The following is an 18538-nucleotide window of genomic DNA, read 5'->3' as shown; positions in this document are numbered from 1 at the left end:
TCATGTTGATACTAAAAAATACCATAAAATAGAAATATATGATAAATATGTTTGACTTAGTACAAAATTTTATGATAAAATTATGGAAAAAGAAGGAAACTAAATTGGCAAAATAGCTAAGGAGGTGAATTACTCTATTTTAGAGTAATATTTATGGATTTAAATTTTAAAAAAGTTGAAGATAATTTGATTGTGGCGCTGACAGGTGAATTAGACCATCATAGTGCAGAGGAAATAAGAGTGAAAGTTGATGATAGAATTGATAGGGATGGAGTGAAAAGTCTTGTCTTTGATTTTTCAAGAGTAACTTTTATGGATAGTTCAGGAATAGGAATGGTTATAGGAAGATATAAAAGACTTTCGATGAGAAATGGTAAAGTAAGCGTAGTGGCAGCAAATAAGAATGTAAAGAGAGTATTTGAATTATCGGGTATGTTCAAAATTATTAATTCTTACGAAAGCATAGACGATGCTATTAAATGCATTTAACAGGGGGGAATTAACGTGGAAGGAAATAAAATGAAGATAGAATTTTTAAGTAAATCTCAAAATGAGGGTTTTGCAAGAGTTGCGGTAGCTGCCTTTATATCTCAACTTGACCCAACAATAGAAGAATTAAGTGATGTTAAAACTGCTGTATCAGAAGCTGTAACCAATTCAATAATTCATGGTTATGAAGAGAAGGAAGATGGCGTAGTTAGCATAGAAACCATATTGGAGGGGAGTGAAGCTACCATCATAATTGAAGATGCTGGAATTGGAATCAAAGACTTAAATATAGCAATGCAACCACTGTATACTTCTAGACCTGACTTAGAAAGATCCGGTATGGGATTTACTGTTATGGAGACTTTCATGGACTCTTTAGAGGTATTTAGCAATGGAGTTAAAGGAACTAAGATAGTAATGAAAAAGAAATTCAATTCTATAGGTTAGGTGATAATCTATGGAATATAATAATTTTAAAAGAGAAGAATTCAATTATGATGACAATACAGAACTCATAAGGCAGGCTAAAAAAGGTAGTACAGAAGCAATGAATAGACTTATTGAGATTAATATGCCTTTAGTTTCGTCTATCAGCAGAAAGTTTCTTAATAGAGGCTATGATTATGAAGACATATTTCAGATAGGATCTATAGGGCTTGTAAAGGCTATCAATAATTTTGATGATTCCTTCAATGTAAAATTCTCAACATATGCTGTACCGATGATTATGGGAGAAATAAAAAGATTTTTAAGAGATGATGGTTTTATAAAAGTATCTAGAAATACAAAAACCTTGGCAAGAAAACTTCACTTTAGTAGAGAAGAACTTTCAAAAAAGTTGGACAGAGAGCCTACTATTGAAGAGTTAGCCGAGTATTCGGGGATAGACAAGGAAGAAATTGTGTTTGCTTTAGAATCAGCTAATAGTATGCAATACTTGTATGATACAATACATCAAGATGATGGATCACCAGTATTATTAATCGATAAGATAGCAGAAAATGGCGAAGAAGATGCAGAAATGGTAGACAGGTTAGCTTTAAAGGAAGCATTGAAGAGTTTAGAGCCAAAATCAAGACAGATAATACTTCTTAGATATTTTAAAGATAAGACTCAGATACAAGTAGCAAAGATGCTTGGGATTAGCCAAGTGCAAGTTTCGAGGATTGAGAAGAAAGTGCTTCAGCAAATGCGGAAAAAATTATCTGAATTTTAAAAAACGGATGGATAACCACCGTTTTTTTTTTGCATTTTTTACAAGCTAAATTTTGGTGCTTATAAATATTCTATAACTCCACAAAATATAACCATAATAATTGAAATCTGGTTTTTGATTTAGCATAACAGTAATTAAATAATATAAAGTTCTAGTTGATAGAAATATGTATCCAAAGCTAAAAAGTATTTCTAAAAGAAAGAAGGGAGCATATGGAAGCAAAAGAGGAGAAGATAAAGAAAAAGTTTGATCAGCTGTCAAAGGAATCTGAACCTAAACCAAAATTATTAAGAAACTGCATAAATGCTTTTATTGTGGGTGGTATTATTTGTGATATTGGTGAGTTTTTTTCTAATACACTTACATCTTGGGGGGTGCCAAAAGACGACGCGGCTACATGGGTTGCTATAATAATGGTCTTTATAGGAGCACTGTTAACTGGTGTTGGGATATATGACAAAATAGCAGCATTTGCAGGAGCTGGTACTGTAGTTCCTATAACAGGATTTGCAAATTCTATAGTATCTCCAGCTATTGAATTTAAGAAAGAAGGTTTTATTTTTGGTCTTGCTGCAAAAATGTTTACTATAGCTGGTCCGGTATTAGTGTACGGAATAGGTACTTCGGTAATAGTTGGAATAGTCTACTATATAATTGACTTCTTTTATTGAAAAATAAAACTTGTGTAATCTAAGGATTAAAGTCACAAAAAGTGAGGGATAGCTATGAAAAATGCACATAAGAAGATAGGAAAGCAGACCGTAAAACTCGACAATCCACCTAAGATAATTTGCACTACAAGTATTGTTGGACCTAAAGAAGGCGATGGACCATTAAAAGATTATTTTGACATAATACTTAGTGATGATACAAATGGTAAGGAAACTTTTGAAAAAGCTGAAACATCGATGATGTATACAGCTATAAAAGAAACTATAGAAAAAGCAGGTTTGAATGAAGAAGATATTGATTATTTATTTGCAGGTGATTTACTCAATCAATTAGCTTCATCAAGTTTTGCCGCAAGAGACATAAATATCCCTTTTGTAGGATTGTATGGAGCTTGTTCAACAATGGCTGAATCTATTGGACTTGCATCACTAATAATGGATGGTGGATATGCAGAAAACGTAATTGCAGCTACCTCTTCACATTTTAGTGCGGCAGAACGACAATTTAGATTTCCACTTGAATATGGTTCACAAAGATCAGAGGTAGCACAGTGGACTGTCACAGGTGCAGGTGCTATGTTACTAACCCACAGTGGCAATAGCCCCGCAGTTACATATGTGACTACTGGATTAGTTAAGGATTATGGAATAAAAGATGCTTCAAATATGGGTGCTGCTATGGCACCAGCAGCAGTTGATACGATTTATAGACATTTCCAAGATACAGGTAGAACTCCTCAAGACTATGACATAATTGCTACTGGTGATTTAGGTCTTGTTGGTAAGGAGATAACAAGTAAGTTATTACTAGAATATGGTTATGACATAAGAGATGTTTATGTGGATTGTGGATCTGTAATATATGATAACGAGAGACAAAAAACTAACTCTGGAGCTAGTGGATGTGGGTGCTCTGCAGTTGTTACCTGTGGATACTTTTATAAAAAGATGCTAAAAGGAGAAATAAAAAGATTACTATTGGTTTCAACAGGAGCACTTATGAGTACTACAACCTCTCTTCAGGGAGAGTCAATTCCAGGAATAGCTCATGCGGTGGCTATTGAGTATGACGGTAAGCTACCTTGTGGCAGTGATTAGGAGGATTTATATCGATGAGTGAATATATATATGCATTTGTAATTGGAGGAACCATGTGTGTAATAGCTCAGATACTAATGGATAAGACAAAACTTACACCAGCGAGAATATTGGTGGCATTTGTTACTATTGGAGTTATATTAGGAGCATTTAATGTGTACGACAAACTTATAGATATAGGAGGGGCGGGTGCTACTGTACCTTTACCTGGTTTCGGAAATTCTCTATCTAAAGCTGCTATTAAAGAAGTAAAAGAAAAAGGAATAATAGGTGCTTTTACCGGAGGAATAAAAGGAACAGCTGGTGGGATAACTGCTGCAATATTCTTTGGCTATATAATGGGACTTATATTTAATCCTAAAACAAAGTCTTAGTAGAGGACATATGAAAGAATAAGTATGTTCACTAGAAATACTATCTCTGTTATAATGCTTATATAAAATAATTTTTGATAGTTTATTTACTATTATTACATATATGTAATAAAGTGTGACAGTATATTAAACGAAAATTAACTAGCAAATAAATGTGACAGGAGCAAAAATTGTGGAGAGATGGTATAACATTCCTTGGAGTAAGGTGATTGATAAATTAGAAAGTGATTTAAATAAAGGATTAAGTAGTGATGAGGTAAATAAAAGAAGAGAATTAAATGGAACAAACATAATGCCTATATCAATAGAGCAAACTTCAGGAACTATACTTCTAAAATTGCTGCTTAGACCGTGGTTTTTTATAATGCTAGCTACATCAGCAATTTTTATCTTTTTTCATTTTTTTCTACAAGCAGGTGTGATAATTTTATTAGCCATGGCTACAATGGCAATAAGATATTATGAAGTTTTAAAAAGCAGGAAAGAACTAAATGTATTAAATGGACTAGATTATACATCTTCTCGTGTTTTAAGAAATGGCATAAGAGGAGATATAAAATCTGAAGAATTAGTTGTTGGGGATATTGTGGTTCTTAAAAAGAATCAAATAGTACCAGCAGATATAAGAGTAATAGAAAGCGAAGAATTAAAGGTTAATGAGAAAAATATCACGGGAGAAGATTTTATAAGCGAAAAGTATGAGACTATGATTGAGGGAGCAGTTAACTCTTTATCTGAGATGAAGAATATAGTGTTTAAAGGAAGTACGGTTGTTCATGGCGATGGATTAGGTATAGTGGTAGCTACAGGAGCTAATACTCAACTAGGAAAAAATATGGCTTTACTAAACAGCTCTGATATTAGAAAAAATACCTTAGGTATAGAATTGGAACAAAAGCTTAACTCAATTACAATCTATGCTACATTAATTGCTGGAACTACTGCTTTGCTTATTAATGCAGTTTCTGGAAAGAGTACGGATATAAACTTATTAGTTTCTGAATTATATTCTGTTCAAACCTTAGGTTATGTAGTTATAGTAATACTTTTCATATATTTATATAAAAAACATCTAAAACAAGATGGAATCGAAGTAATAAACCTCTCAGTTTTGAGTGATCAAAAGAAGATAGATATAATATTTTTAGAAAAAATAGGAGCAATTTCTATTAATAAAATGATCGTAAAGAAAATGTATACTGATGAAAAAGTATATAACGAAGATGAAGGAGATAACAATGATATAAACCTTCAAAGAATGATAAATATAGGTTTATTAACTAACAATGCCATATACAATGTTAATGATGATTCTGGTAAAGGCGATATAACAGAAATTGCTCTTCTGAGAATTGGAGCTAGTAGAGGGATTTATAAAGGTATGCTTATGACTAAGCAAAGAAGAATTTTTGAAATTCCATTTGATCTAGAAAGAAGAATGGTAACTACTCTAAATAAAGTAGAAAAAAATTATAGAGCGAATTTAAGAGGAGCTTTAGATGAAGTTTTAAGTAGATGTACTCATATCATGAAAGAAGGCGTAGAAAAGGAGATAACGGAAGAAGACATAGAAAATATAAAGAACTGTGATTATAATTTTTCTAATGAGGGTCTTATAACAATGGGATTTGCTTATCGAAGCTTTGGATATCAGCCAACACCGGATGAAAATATTGAAAGTAACCTAGTTTTTGTAGGAATAATGGCATTTCTTAACCCAGTGGTTGATGAAAGTGATGATATAATAAAAACTTTAAAGAGAAACAACATTGCTCCTATGATTATAACAGAAGATAATAAAATAGCTGCGGCAAAGACTGCAAGTGATATATCTTTAATTAATAGCATGGATGAAGTCATATCCGGAGTTGAATTAGATTCTCTTAGCGATGATGAAATGATAAGTGTACTTTCTAAAGTAAAGGTATTTTCAAGAATATCCTATGAAATGAAAAATAGGATAATAAATATGTTTATAAATGACGGATATAACGTGGCGGTAGTTGGAGACAATTTAACAGACCTTCCATCACTAAGTGCAGCTCAACTAGGAATATCTTATGGTGACAAGTGCTCTAGCTTGGTGAAGAAGTTATCAGACGTGTATATAAAAGAAGACTGTTTACATAAATTTTTAGAGCTAAAAAAGAAGCTTACTATATTGAGAAGAAATATATATATTGGTAGCAGCTTGCTAAAGTATTTAATAGCATTACAAATTTCATCAATAATAGTTCCTGGAATATTAAATCTCAACTTTACTAAGGATATCTATTTGATAGCTGCAGAAAATTTAATTACTATTCCACTTTTAGCTGTTGGACTTTTATTTTGTGATAAGTATATAAAAGAAGAGCCTGGTTCAACATATTTAGTTGCTATAGCTTTAGGGCAAACATTCTTAATAGGAGTGATATGTAAGATAGTAGCTGGTATGGATTATGGGCTTATGATAACAATTTGTTTCTACTTACTTTTATTTATAAAAGCAGTATTTACTTTTGATATTAAGCTAAAAACCCCTGAAAGAGTAAAAAGATTATTGATTTCAAGTGTTAGCGTTTATATGGGAATAACTGCAGCAGCATTATTAATATCGTATAAAGTAAATGTAAAAGGCATAGTAGTGTCAATAATATTTATAGCTTTATGTGTTATTACTGAAATTTTATCAAATAAGTGGAAAGAATATATGGTATAGCACTTATGTTCTAAATTCACTTATTTGAAAGGAACAAGTATTATATATAGTTTAAGTATGACGGATAATACTTAAGTAGAGATACTTAAAATAAATAGAATTTTAATATTTAAGCTAGTATATACAATACTTTTATTTGTAATGATAATTAAATTTACAAACAACGAAGAGATAAGTAGGCCGGCAGTTAATATATTAATTTCTTGTATAACAGGTATTATAACTTTCAATCTTATTCAAAAGAATATCTATGGTGCAGTGTTAGTTGCTGCATCATTTTTTTTATTACATTTTATTATATATGGAAAAAGGTTCATGGTGGTTATATGCATATTTTTTATAGCTTCCTATATAAATTGCTTAATATACTATTCCTTGAATTCTGAATATAAAACCGTATTTAAAGTAGTTGCTGTTAATCCTAAAAGTAAAATTGTAGAGATAGGAAGGCAAAGTTTTAAAATAGAAGGGATTAACACAGATCTTAAAGATGGAAGCAAGTATTTGATATATGGAAGTTTTGGACATGAACCGGATATTGAAAAAGGTTTAGTTGGGACTATTAAGGTTGAAAAATATAGCTTTTTAGAATATGGGTTTAGTGGAAGCGTTAATTCTAAGCAGGACGACTTTTATAATATATTGAAAAAGTATATAGGGGAAGAAGGTTCGGCATTGGTATGTTCTGCTGCTTTTGGATACACAAAATACATTAAAAACGAGCAAAATGTGCTTATGAGTAAATATGGAATCATCCATGTAGTATCTGTTTCAGGCTTTCATATAGCAGTGATATATTCTATTATAGAAAAACTACTTGGCTTCAAATTTGCTTTAGTGTTTAGCTTTATATATACATTATTTAGTGGTGGAAAGTCTTCAACTTGGAGAGCTTTTTTAATGATATTTATTCTTAAACTTTCTAAGAAGGTATATAGAAAGTACGATTCAATATCTGCACTAAGTTTCTCGGCCATACTATTGATGGTTTATAAACCATACTTCATATATGACATAGGTTTTAATTTATCGTATCTGTCTACCTTAGGTATATTGCTGTTTTATAACAAGCTGAAAATAAGATTCTACAAATTACCTCAAATACTAAGTGATACTTTCTGTATTTCAATAGCAGCACAAATTTTTTCCTTTCCAGTAGCCACGTTAGCTCTAAATAACTTTTCGCCTAATTTCATGTGGGGAAATCTTTTCTTATTACCGTTATTTACTCCTATCGTAATATTGGGAAATATAGCATTTATGCTAATGTGGAACGAGGTGCTTCTTAAAATTACAGCTTATATAATAAAAATATTTATAGTAGCCCTGCAAGGGGGCATATCAGTTGTTGATAAATTTTCTTTGAATATAACCACAATAAATCCAAGTATTGTATATGGATATGTATTGCTGCTTATATGTTTTTACATGTACCAAAATGGTTATAAAAAAGCTAAGAATATTCTATGGATGGTGGTTTTGGCTGTTATTTTATCAATGTACAAATTTGAAACTAAGGTGACTATTATAACAGATGGTAAAACAAATGGGATACTTATGGAACAAGGTTTCCGAAGGGTATTAATTACTAAGACCTTATCAGGGTACAGTTATAACATCCTGAATAAAAATTACTATCCTATTGAAAGTATAGAATGGAAAAATAAAAAAATGTATTCATACAACGGTATAACAATAATTCCTAAAGATGAAGATAAAGAAATAGCAATAGTAAGCAGCAAAAATAGTTATATTTTAACTATTAATAATCAACCTTATGTTTGTAATCAATCCTATGATATAATAAAAATTGATGAGAATAAAAGCTTTATATTAGATCAAAAAGATACTAAGGCTTTAAATGATAATATATTGGACTCTGAAGGTGATAACAGTGATTGATTTAGATGGATTAGATAACTCTATAAAAAAAGGAAAATTAGAAGGCTGCTATGTTTTTGTTGGACTAGATGAAATGATAATAAATGAAAACATAGATAAAATAATTGATAAAACTGTGGATGGTCAATTCAAAGACTTAAATTTCATAAAATTAGATGGGATGAAAACAACCTTTGATGAAATGATGAATGCCTGCGAGACTCTGCCTTTTTTTAGTGATAAAAAGGTAGTTGTAGTATATAGAGCAAATTTTTTGAGAGATAAGACTGATGCTACAGGAACTAAAGTTTATAATCATCTAGTGGAATATTTAAAAAATCCACCACCGCACTGTATCTTAGTTCTTTATTATCTGCAAAACGATAAAAGGGAGAACCCTAGTAGGAATAAGAAGTTAACAGCTCTTGAAAAAAAGGCTACAGTTGTGAAAGTAGATAAATTAAAAGGTGATAAGTTATATAAAAAGGTTAACTCAATCTTTGAGGAAAAAGGGAAGAACATTGGCAAAATAGAATTAAGATATTTTTGTGACGCAGTTGAAAACAATTTTAATATAATCGAGCGAGAAGTCGACAAGCTTATAAGCTATACTGAAGGACGAGATATTACCAGGGAAGACATAATAAAGATGCTTCCGCACAAGAGCGAAGATGATGTTTTTGATTTAGTTGATTTTATAAGTCAGAAGAAGTCAGAAAAATCTATAGATATAATGAACGAGCTTATAAATAAAGGTGAAAATTTAATGTTGATATTATCTCTTATACAAACTCAATTCACCATGCTCTATAAAATAAAACTCGGAATAGATAAAGGCAAAAATAAGGACGATCTAGCAAAAGAAATAAGAAGACCAGCATTTATTTGTGAAAAACTTATGGCTCAGAGTAGGAAGTTTTCATATAAGCAACTTTATAATTGTATGAAACTGTGCATAGATACAGAAAAGAAATTGAAAAGCACTGGGTTTGATAAAAAAACTGAGATGGAAATCATGATAATGAGTACCTTGATGGTTTAATAAAAAGTACTGTGTTGAAATTAAGTGGTTATCCATCCAATGCTTTAATGAGCTTGCGCAAAGAATTAATATGATTTTGTCAGATTCCATTTAATTTCAATAATATTTTTAAGTATAACCTAAAATAAAAAAGAAGTTAGTATACACTAACTTCTTTTTTATTTTAGAACCAGCTTTTAACTATTAATTTATGGATGCTCGAAAACAATAACGTTGTTATTTTTGAACATGCATAAATTAAGTTTTTTATTCCGGAACTAAAAAATAGATATTGATAGAAATAAATAACCGGTCTTTAGACCGGTTTACAAGCTTATTATGCTATAGTGTTTAACTTAGCAGCTAATCTTGATTTCTTTCTAGCAGCCATATTCTTGTGGATTACTCCTTTAGCAGCAGCCATATCTAAAGCTCTTGCAGCGTCCTTATAAGTAACCTTAGCTTCTTCAACATTGTTAGCGCCAGCAGCTACTTCAAACTTCTTTATAGCTGTTTTAAGAGCAGACTTTATAATCTTATTTCTTAAAGTTTTAGTTTCAATAACTTTAATTCTCTTTTTAGCTGATTTAATATTTGCCATTCATGTTCACCCCCTTCAATTTTATAGGGTCTCTGCAGCTTTGGGGAAATCTGCGTACGAGTTCATATTCAACAAGTGATATTATAGCATTGATAAATGGCTAATTCAAGTACTATTTTATTTTTTTAAGCCAACCAATCTAGTTTATTCCAGTTAATATTATACAAAAACTAACATCACGTATGTTATTTATTACATATTATTTGTTGTCAAAAAACATTAAAATTATACAAAAATTTTAAAATCAATATATTAAGTACTTATAAAATTAATAATTATCACTTTTATGGGATAAAATATGTATAAAATATTTTGTATAGAGGTGACTATATGATAAACGTAAGAACTGATTTAGCTGTAGAAGCACGAGAGTTATATAAACAAATAAATAAGCGAGAAGCTGATGGTATTATTTCTGAAGAAGAAGAGATAGATAATATAAAAGTAACAACTGTTAAGATAATGAATGAAGATGGCGCAGCTAAGATTGGAAAACCAATCGGAACCTATATTACTATAGATATACCAGAATTCACCCACTATGATGGAGAAATAATGGATGATGTATCTGAAGTACTAAATAATAGCATGCAAAAATTAATTGGTACAAATACATCTAAGACTGCTTTAGTAGTTGGACTTGGAAACTGGAAGGTAACTCCCGATGCACTAGGTCCAAAGGTTGTGGAAAAACTAATGATTACAAGACATTTAAAAGCTGTAATGCCAGATTCTATTGATGAGTCTGTAAGGCCTGTATGTGCATTGGCTCCTGGAGTTTTGGGTATTACAGGTATAGAAACTGGTGAAATAATAAAGGCAGTAGCTGATAAGATAAAGCCAGATATGGTTATATGCATAGATGCTTTGGCTTCAAGAAGTATAAGAAGAGTTAACAGAACTATACAAATTGCTAACACTGGAATTTCTCCAGGTGCTGGGATTGGCAACAAGAGAATGGAGATTAATGAAGAGAACTTAGGCATTCCAGTCATTGCAATAGGTGTGCCTACTGTAGTTGATGCAGCCACAATTGTGAATGATGCTATGGATTTAGTTTTAGATGAAATGGTGAGTCAATCTACTGAAGGTGGAGAGTTTTATAATATGCTTAGAAGTATTGATAAAAATGAAAAAAGTCATTTAATTAAATCTTTATTAAATCCACATGTTGGAGACTTGATGGTTACTCCAAAAGAAGTAGATGTTGTTATTGATTCGGTTTCGAAAATAATATCTAACGGATTGAACATGGCATTACAATCTAGTCTGGATATGGATGATATAAATAAATTTATGAGTTAATAAATTAGGTTCTTTTAAACCGCCTAGTTTAAATTAAATGGTTAAACATCTGATGTTTTGATGAGCTTACGCAAAGAATTAATATGATTTTTTCATATTAAATCTAATAGCCCGCTCATATAGCATCTCCTGTTTAACCATTTGATTTCAATAATACTTTTAAACGTAGCCTAAAATTAAGTGATACAACTATAACTAAAATCATATTCAAATTGTAATATAGGTTAACATAATCTATAGACTTGTCTCATATAAATATTTAATATGAGGAGGGGATATAGTGTATTATAATAGGAGGAGAGTAAAAGAGCATAATTCATTAAAAACTATGTTGCTTATGGGTGTCTGCTTAGTAATTGCTGTTGTTATGTTATTTACTAATGTAAGAACATCATTACTTAAGAATTCATATCTATATATCAAGGCTATTGAAACATCTATACCGTATTTTGGTGCAAGTGTACAAGCTGGTAATGATAGTTTTAAGAATATATCTTTGAGAGATAGTATTTATGATAAGATTAGCTCTGATATAGTAAGTCCATCTAAATTATTATCTGCTGAAATACCATTCTTAAATACTGGCAGTGATGAAAAAGAATATGAGGAGAATTTCGCTACAATAAATCCTTTTAATCTTTCAGATGCAGCTGTTGCTAAAATTAATCCAGAAGAACTTCAGCAGCAACAAGGTCAACAACCAGAAAATCAAACTCCGGTAAAAGTATCGGCAGCATTTAACCCAAATTTGAAGAAACAGTTAAATGAATCTAAGCCAGAAATTTTGATATATCATACCCATACAACTGAGGCATATAAGCCTGCAGGGGCTGATTCTACTGAGGAACAATATAGTGTTGTAGGTGTTGGAACTCAGCTAGAAAAAGAACTTGAGAATTATGGTATATCAGTTATTCATGATAAGACAATGCATAGCATGGTGTATAATGATAGTTATTTAAGATCCGCTGAAACTGTAAAAAAATATCTAAATAAATATGGTAATAATTTTAAATTGATTATAGATCTTCATAGAGATTCTGCAGAAAGTAAGAGTTCTAGTACCATAAACTTAAATGGTGAAAATGTGTCAAAGATGATGTTCGTAACAGCGCAAAATACACCTTATTATCAGCAGAATAATGCTATAACAGAGAGCTTGAATGAAACAGCTAGAAAGCTTTTTCCTGGATTTTCGAAAGGGATACTATCATATAAGAGAGGTATGAATTCCTTTAATCAAAATCTTAGTAATCATTCAATCTTAATAGAAATTGGTTCAGATATTAATACTAGTCAAGAGTCTCAAGGTTCAGCAAAGTATGTTGCTAGAATAATTGCAGAATATTTGAATGGTAAAAAGTAATGTGAATTGGCATAAGTGAATAATTTTTCCAAAAAATGAACATCCTTATAGATATAAATCATATCTTGGGGGTGTTTTTTTGAGAAAGATAGCAAATATTATTATAGTAATGATGGTTATTTCCTTTATACTGTGGGGAATTATAAATATAAATATTATAAATACAGCTTCTCTGAGTAAAGGGACAGATGGTGTAAGTTCCATATCACAGGATGATTACAAAGAATTAAAAGACGAATTTGGACAGGATTTCTTAGGACTTTTGGAAGATGACTGTGAGGTCAAGATTCATGATGAAGATGGAAGTTACAAGTTGGAGTTCAACGGTAAGTACTACAATATAGATGCCATAGGATCAAAACTGAAGTCACTTGGCATAATAAGAGAAAAAGGTTATTGGGTCTTTAATAAAATTAGCGATGGTGTAGAGTACTTTTATGAAAAAGTTAGTAGTAAGATTAGTGGTTAGATAACATAATTTTATAGTTGTTGACAATCAAGCTGGATACTATGATATAATTTAACAAGATTTAATCTACATGGGGGTGAAAACTGTTCCAAGGATATTCCTTGAGGATGGGTTTATGAATATGCAAAGTAATAGACAGAAACACATAAGAAACTTTTCAATAGTTGCACATATCGATCATGGAAAGTCTACTTTAGCAGATAGACTTCTTGAAACAACAGGAACTTTAACACAAAGAGAAATGGAAGAACAAGTTTTAGATAATATGGAACTTGAAAGAGAAAGAGGCATTACAATAAAGTCGCAGGCTGCAAGACTTGTTTATAGAAGAGAAGATGGAGAAGAGTTTATACTAAACTTGATAGATACTCCAGGGCACGTAGACTTTAATTACGAAGTATCTAGAAGCTTGGCTGCTTGTGAGGGTGCTGTTCTAGTAGTAGATGCAACACAAGGGATACAAGCACAGACATTAGCAAACTGTTATTTGGCTTTAGATAATAATCTAGAGATTGTTCCAGTAATAAATAAAATTGATCTTCCTAGTGCGAGACCGGAAGAAATAAAGCAAGAAATTGAAGATGTGATTGGGATTGAAGCACATGATGCTCCTCTTGTATCTGCAAAGACTGGGCTTAATATAGTAGATGTATTAAATTCTGTTATAGAAAAAGTTCCTGCACCAAATGGAGATGAAGATGCTCCTTTAAAGGCTCTTATATTTGACTCCTTCTATGATAGTTATAAAGGTGTAGTTTGCTATGTAAGAGTTTATGAAGGAAAAGTTAAGGTTGGTACAAAAATAAAGCTTATGGCTACTAACAAAGTATATGAAGTTACAGAGGTTGGGGTGTTTACTCCAGGCTTTATGCCTATGTCTGAACTTAGTGCCGGAGATGTTGGATATGTTACTGGATCTATCAAAAATGTTAGAGACGCTAGAGTAGGTGATACTATTACCGAGGCAGATAGACCTACTGACACAGCACTTCCAGGATACAAACCTGCAGTACCTATGGTTTTCTCAGGTATATACCCTGTAGATGGTGCTAAATATGAGGAGCTTAAGGAAGCGTTAGAAAAACTTCAAATAAATGATGCTGCACTTTCCTTTGAACCAGAAACTTCAGTAGCTTTAGGTTTCGGATTTAGATGTGGATTCTTAGGGTTGTTACATATGGAAATAATACAAGAAAGAATTGAAAGAGAATTCAACCTAGATATTATAACTACAGCTCCATCGGTTATTTATAAAGTAATAAAAACAGATGGTACTTTGATTGAACTTACAAACCCAACAAATCTTCCAGAACCCACTGAAATTGACTACATGGAAGAACCGGTAGTTAAGGCGTCAATAATAAGTCCTACTGAGTACACTGGACCAATAATGGAATTATGTCAAGAAAGAAGAGGAAGATACATCGATATGGAATATATCGAAACAACAAGAGTTGTTATCAACTATGAGATTCCTCTAAATGAAATAGTTTATGATTTCTTTGATGCGCTAAAGTCAAGAACTAAGGGTTATGCATCGCTTGATTATGAACTAAAAGGTTATGAAACTTCAGAACTTGTTAAATTGGATATTCTTCTAAACGGAGATACTGTTGACGCATTATCAATGATAGTTCCGAAAGAAAGAGCATACCATAAGGGTAGAGGAATAGCTGAAAAGCTAAAGGAAATAATTCCAAGACAGCTATTTGAAATTCCAATACAAGCAGCAGTAGGATCTAAAATTATTGCAAGAGAAACAGTAAAGGCAATGAGAAAAGACGTACTTGCAAAATGTTATGGTGGAGATATATCTAGAAAGAAGAAACTTTTAGAAAAGCAAAAAGAAGGAAAGAAGAGAATGAGACAGGTTGGTTCTGTTGAAGTTCCACAAGAAGCATTTATGTCTGTTTTAAAAGTTGATTAAGGATGCACCAATTCAATCCGAAATCTATTTTCAAAACTCCTCTGGGTTCTGAGAGGAGAATTTGAAAATATAAATTTTATTATGAATTGGTGCATCAAAAGATGATTTGATTGGAGGTAACAGTATGGAGAAAATAGCACTTTATGTACATATACCATTCTGTAAACAAAAGTGTTTTTACTGTGATTTTCACTCATTTCAAGGTATGGAAGATACTATGGAGCGATATACTAAGGCTCTTATAGCAGAAATAAAGAATAAAGCTAGTAAATATGAGATAACAAGTGTTTTTATAGGTGGGGGAACTCCCACCTATTTATATTTACCTCTATTTGAAGAACTTTTAAAGTGTATAGGAAACTTAAATCTTTCAGAAGATGTTGAATACACTATTGAATGTAATCCGGGAACCTTGAATGATGAAATCTTAGAAGTTATGAAAAAAAATAAAGTTAATAGACTTTCGCTTGGGCTACAGGCATGTCAAGATAATCTATTAACTGTAATCGGTAGAATACACAATTATAAGGAATTTGAGGAGAACTATTATTTAGCCAGAAGCAAGGGTTTTGATAACATAAATGTGGATCTTATGTACGGGCTTCCTGGTCAGAAGGTTGACCAATGGAAGGAAAGTCTAAGCATGATAATAAAATTAAATCCAGAGCACATATCAGCTTATAGCCTTATAGTTGAGGAAGACACAGTTTTTTATAGATGGTATGAGCAGAATAGACTTAATCTTCCAACAGAAGATCAAGAAAGAGAAATGAATGATTTGACTCATTCTTTATTAAAAGATAGTGGGTATAATAGGTATGAGATTTCTAATTATGCTAAGGAAGGAAAAGAATGCAAGCACAACTTAGTATATTGGAATTTAGAAGATTATATAGCCTGCGGTACAGGGGCATCTTCATATATTGATGGAACAAGATATAAAAATTTATCAAATATGAACAAATATATGGAAGCAATTGAAAAGAATTTAGAAGAATATGAAGAAATAATAAAAAATTCATCAGAAGATAATATGGAAGAATTTATGTTTATGGGGCTAAGGAAATTAGAAGGAATATCAGAGGATAAGTTTAAGAAAAAATTTAAAGTTTCCATAGATGATATTTTTAAAGCTGTCATAGATAAACATGTAAAAGAAGGTCTTTTAATAAGAAAAAATGGTATGATTTTTTTAAGTGAAAAAGGAATAGAACTATCAAACTATGTTATGAGTGATTTTATGTTAACTTAGGTGGAAAAATATAAAAGAATGTATGAATTCATATGCTATATAAATTCATACATTCTTTTGAATTTTGTGGAGAGAAGCTGGGGAAACTAAGTTAGTTAAGACTAGATAAACTTTTATATTTAAGCAATACGGTCGTCAGCATATAAAAAATGTAAACTAGAAAGTAAGAAGAGATTATGTAAAAAATATCATGGACTTGAATAAAATAAGAATTTAGAAGCAATCGAGAGGAATTGTGAGAATGTAAGAGAAAGTTTATAAATAATAGCCTAAATTAATTTAATCTATAGATTTATTAACTTAAATCAAATTGACAAAAAATTATATAAATAATATATTTAAATCGTAGTCATTAGCACTCAAGTTAAGTGAGTGCTAACAAAAGAGGTGATATTAGTGATAGATGAAAGAAAAATTAAAATTCTTCAGGCAATAATAAATGACTATATAATGACTGGAGAGCCAGTAGGATCAAGAACTATCGCTAAAAAATATGATTTAGGAATAAGTTCAGCTACAATCAGAAATGAAATGTCTGACTTAGAAGAATTAGGATATCTTGAGCAACCTCATGCATCTGCTGGCAGAGTTCCATCAAGCAAAGGATACAGATTATATGTAGATAAACTAATGGAATTTCAAGGTGTTAGTTTGGAAGAGGAACTTCTAATTAAAAAATATCTTATTGATTCTGCTCTTTTTGAAGTAGATAGAATGATAAAGCAGGCAAGTACTCTTTTGTCACAATTAACAAAACTTACTTGCGTAGTAAATGCACCTTCTGTTAAGAAAAGTGTTATAAAGTCTATACAACTTATGATTGTAGATCAATTTAACCTTCTTTGTGTTATTGTTACTGATAGTGGAGCGATAAAAAACAGTCTTATTAAGGTAACTAACATACCAACATTAGAAACATTATCAAAGATAAACGATATATTGAATATAAGACTTAAAGATCTAACGATAGAACAAATAAATTTGGTTACTATAAACAAGTTGAAGAAAGATTTGTTAGGTTTTGATGAAATATTTAATGCATTGATACCAGCATTGTATGAAACTTTAAATACATCAGAAAGTGAAGTGTTTATGGAAGGTACAACTAACATATTTAACTACCCTGAGTACAATGATATAGAAAAAGCTAAGGAGATATTATCTCTTCTTTATGATAAGGACAATGTTTCTAAATTGATAGTAAGTGATGATAATATTTCTATAAGAATAGGTGATGAAAATTATCTTCCTGAGGCAAAAGATTGCAGTGTAATTTCTGCTGTATACACCTTAGGTGGTAAAAATACTGGGACCATTGCTTTAATTGGACCAACAAGAATCAACTATCCTAAAGTGTTATCCATCATGGCAGAAGTTATGAAGGAACTTAATGAGTCGCTTAAGAATCAACGCTTGAAATAAATATAAATAATTATATTTTTATAGTATAAAGTAAAGAATAGCAAGGGGTTTTATATATTAAGAAAGCCCTATTTCATAAAAAAGAGATGAGGTGTAGTAACAAGATATGAAAGAAGTGAATAACGAAAATATCAATGAAAAAGATGATGTAAATACTGCAGAAGTGGAAAATGAAAATTTAGAAGAAAAAGATACTCTAGAAGAAGTTCTAGAAGGTGAAATTTTAGAAGATATTGAATTTGAAAGTGGTAATGATAATGTTACATCTTTTAAAGATGAAATAATTAAACTTAAGAATGAAAACTCGAAATTAAATAATGAATTAGATGCATTAAAAGAAAGACTTTTAAGATTAAATGCAGAGTATGACAACTTTAGAAAGAGAACTTCTAAAGAAAAAGAAGGTATTTATACTGATGCTTGTGAGGACGTACTTAAAGAAATGTTCCCAGTGTTAGACAATCTTGAAAGAGCTGTAACTGTTGATGGAAGTGTTGATGACCTTAAAAAAGGAGTAGACATGACTGTAAGACAGTTCAAAAATGCCTTTGAAAAATTAGGAGTAGAGGAAATAGAAGCTAACGGTGAATTTGACCCGAATTTACATCAAGCAGTAATGCATATAGAAGATGAAAATTTAGGTGCCAACACCATAGCAGAGGTCTTTCAAAAAGGCTATAAAAAAGGTAGCAAAGTTCTTAGGTTCACTATGGTTAAAGTAGCAAACTAGTAAACATACTTTTAT

Annotated in this window: 17 protein-coding genes; 16 read left to right on the top strand and 1 reads right to left on the bottom strand. The window is 31.0% G+C overall.

Annotated features, from left to right (window positions below; genetic code table 11):
- The first annotated feature begins 153 nt into the window (after positions 1–153).
- The 9 genes from spoIIAA to holA all read left to right on the top strand — a co-directional run bounded on the left by spoIIAA (position 154) and on the right by holA (position 9472).
- Positions 154–489, top strand: a complete 336-nt coding sequence (gene spoIIAA, locus bsdtw1_RS15465) for an anti-sigma F factor antagonist (protein ID WP_183278455.1) — start codon at positions 154–156, stop codon at positions 487–489.
- Between the two features lie 15 nt (positions 490–504).
- Positions 505–936 (top strand): anti-sigma F factor, encoded by a 432-nt coding sequence (spoIIAB, locus tag bsdtw1_RS15460; protein WP_280514150.1) that lies wholly within the window; start codon positions 505–507, stop codon positions 934–936.
- 10 nt (positions 937–946) lie between these two features.
- Positions 947–1705, top strand: a complete 759-nt coding sequence (gene sigF, locus bsdtw1_RS15455) for an RNA polymerase sporulation sigma factor SigF (RefSeq protein WP_183278454.1) — start codon at positions 947–949, stop codon at positions 1703–1705.
- A 212-nt stretch (positions 1706–1917) separates the two neighbouring features.
- Positions 1918–2376, top strand: coding sequence for a stage V sporulation protein AC (gene spoVAC, locus bsdtw1_RS15450; protein WP_183278453.1), 459 nt, complete (start codon positions 1918–1920; stop codon positions 2374–2376).
- Positions 2377–2430: 54 nt separating this feature from the next.
- A complete protein-coding gene (gene spoVAD, locus bsdtw1_RS15445) occupies positions 2431–3474 on the top strand; it encodes a stage V sporulation protein AD (RefSeq protein ID WP_183278452.1) in 1044 nt (347 codons plus the stop codon).
- A gap of 14 nt (positions 3475–3488) precedes the next feature.
- On the top strand, positions 3489–3848 hold the full coding sequence (gene spoVAE, locus bsdtw1_RS15440; RefSeq protein ID WP_183278451.1) for a stage V sporulation protein AE: 360 nt from the start codon (positions 3489–3491) through the stop codon (positions 3846–3848).
- Between the two features lie 172 nt (positions 3849–4020).
- Complete coding sequence (locus bsdtw1_RS15435; protein ID WP_183278450.1) at positions 4021–6549, top strand: P-type ATPase actuator domain-containing protein; 2529 nt, start codon at positions 4021–4023, stop codon at positions 6547–6549.
- A gap of 141 nt (positions 6550–6690) precedes the next feature.
- Positions 6691–8451: a ComEC/Rec2 family competence protein gene (locus bsdtw1_RS15430; protein WP_183278449.1), complete on the top strand. Its 1761-nt coding sequence runs from the start codon at positions 6691–6693 to the stop codon at positions 8449–8451.
- Positions 8444–9472 carry a DNA polymerase III subunit delta gene (gene holA / locus bsdtw1_RS15425; RefSeq protein ID WP_183278448.1) on the top strand — a complete coding sequence of 343 codons (1029 nt, stop codon included), beginning with the start codon at positions 8444–8446 and terminating at the stop codon, positions 9470–9472. The genes bsdtw1_RS15430 and holA overlap by 8 nt, the downstream gene beginning before the upstream one ends.
- A 316-nt stretch (positions 9473–9788) precedes the next feature.
- Here the strand turns inward: holA and rpsT are convergent, their stop codons facing one another.
- Positions 9789–10052, bottom strand: a complete 264-nt coding sequence (gene rpsT, locus bsdtw1_RS15420; RefSeq protein WP_128212528.1) for a 30S ribosomal protein S20 — start codon at positions 10050–10052, stop codon at positions 9789–9791.
- A gap of 330 nt (positions 10053–10382) precedes the next feature.
- Here rpsT and gpr point away from each other — a divergent pair, with 330 nt between their 5' ends.
- The 7 genes from gpr (at position 10383) to grpE (ending at position 18523) form a co-directional block, all read left to right on the top strand.
- Positions 10383–11357: a GPR endopeptidase gene (gpr, locus tag bsdtw1_RS15415; protein ID WP_183278447.1), complete on the top strand. Its 975-nt coding sequence runs from the start codon at positions 10383–10385 to the stop codon at positions 11355–11357.
- 280 nt (positions 11358–11637) lie between these two features.
- Complete coding sequence (locus bsdtw1_RS15410) at positions 11638–12723, top strand: stage II sporulation protein P (protein WP_183278446.1); 1086 nt, start codon at positions 11638–11640, stop codon at positions 12721–12723.
- A 79-nt stretch (positions 12724–12802) separates the two neighbouring features.
- Positions 12803–13192 carry a sporulation-related protein NgaS gene (locus bsdtw1_RS15405; protein ID WP_183278445.1) on the top strand — a complete coding sequence of 130 codons (390 nt, stop codon included), beginning with the start codon at positions 12803–12805 and terminating at the stop codon, positions 13190–13192.
- A 121-nt stretch (positions 13193–13313) separates the two neighbouring features.
- Entirely contained in the window at positions 13314–15119 is a 1806-nt protein-coding gene (gene lepA, locus bsdtw1_RS15400) for a translation elongation factor 4 (RefSeq protein ID WP_280514170.1), read from the top strand.
- Between the two features lie 124 nt (positions 15120–15243).
- A complete protein-coding gene (gene hemW / locus bsdtw1_RS15395; RefSeq protein ID WP_183278443.1) occupies positions 15244–16371 on the top strand; it encodes a radical SAM family heme chaperone HemW in 1128 nt (375 codons plus the stop codon).
- A gap of 396 nt (positions 16372–16767) precedes the next feature.
- Entirely contained in the window at positions 16768–17793 is a 1026-nt protein-coding gene (hrcA, locus tag bsdtw1_RS15390) for a heat-inducible transcriptional repressor HrcA (RefSeq protein ID WP_183278442.1), read from the top strand.
- Between the two features lie 106 nt (positions 17794–17899).
- Entirely contained in the window at positions 17900–18523 is a 624-nt protein-coding gene (grpE, locus tag bsdtw1_RS15385) for a nucleotide exchange factor GrpE (RefSeq protein ID WP_183278441.1), read from the top strand.
- Positions 18524–18538 lie beyond the last annotated feature (15 nt).

It is taken from the genome of Clostridium fungisolvens (assembly GCF_014193895.1).
In the GTDB taxonomy this organism is placed as follows: Bacteria; Bacillota; Clostridia; order Clostridiales; family Clostridiaceae; genus Clostridium_AR; species Clostridium_AR fungisolvens.
The sequence above is the reverse complement of the archived record's forward strand: the minus strand, read 5'-3'. Positions and strand labels throughout refer to the sequence as shown.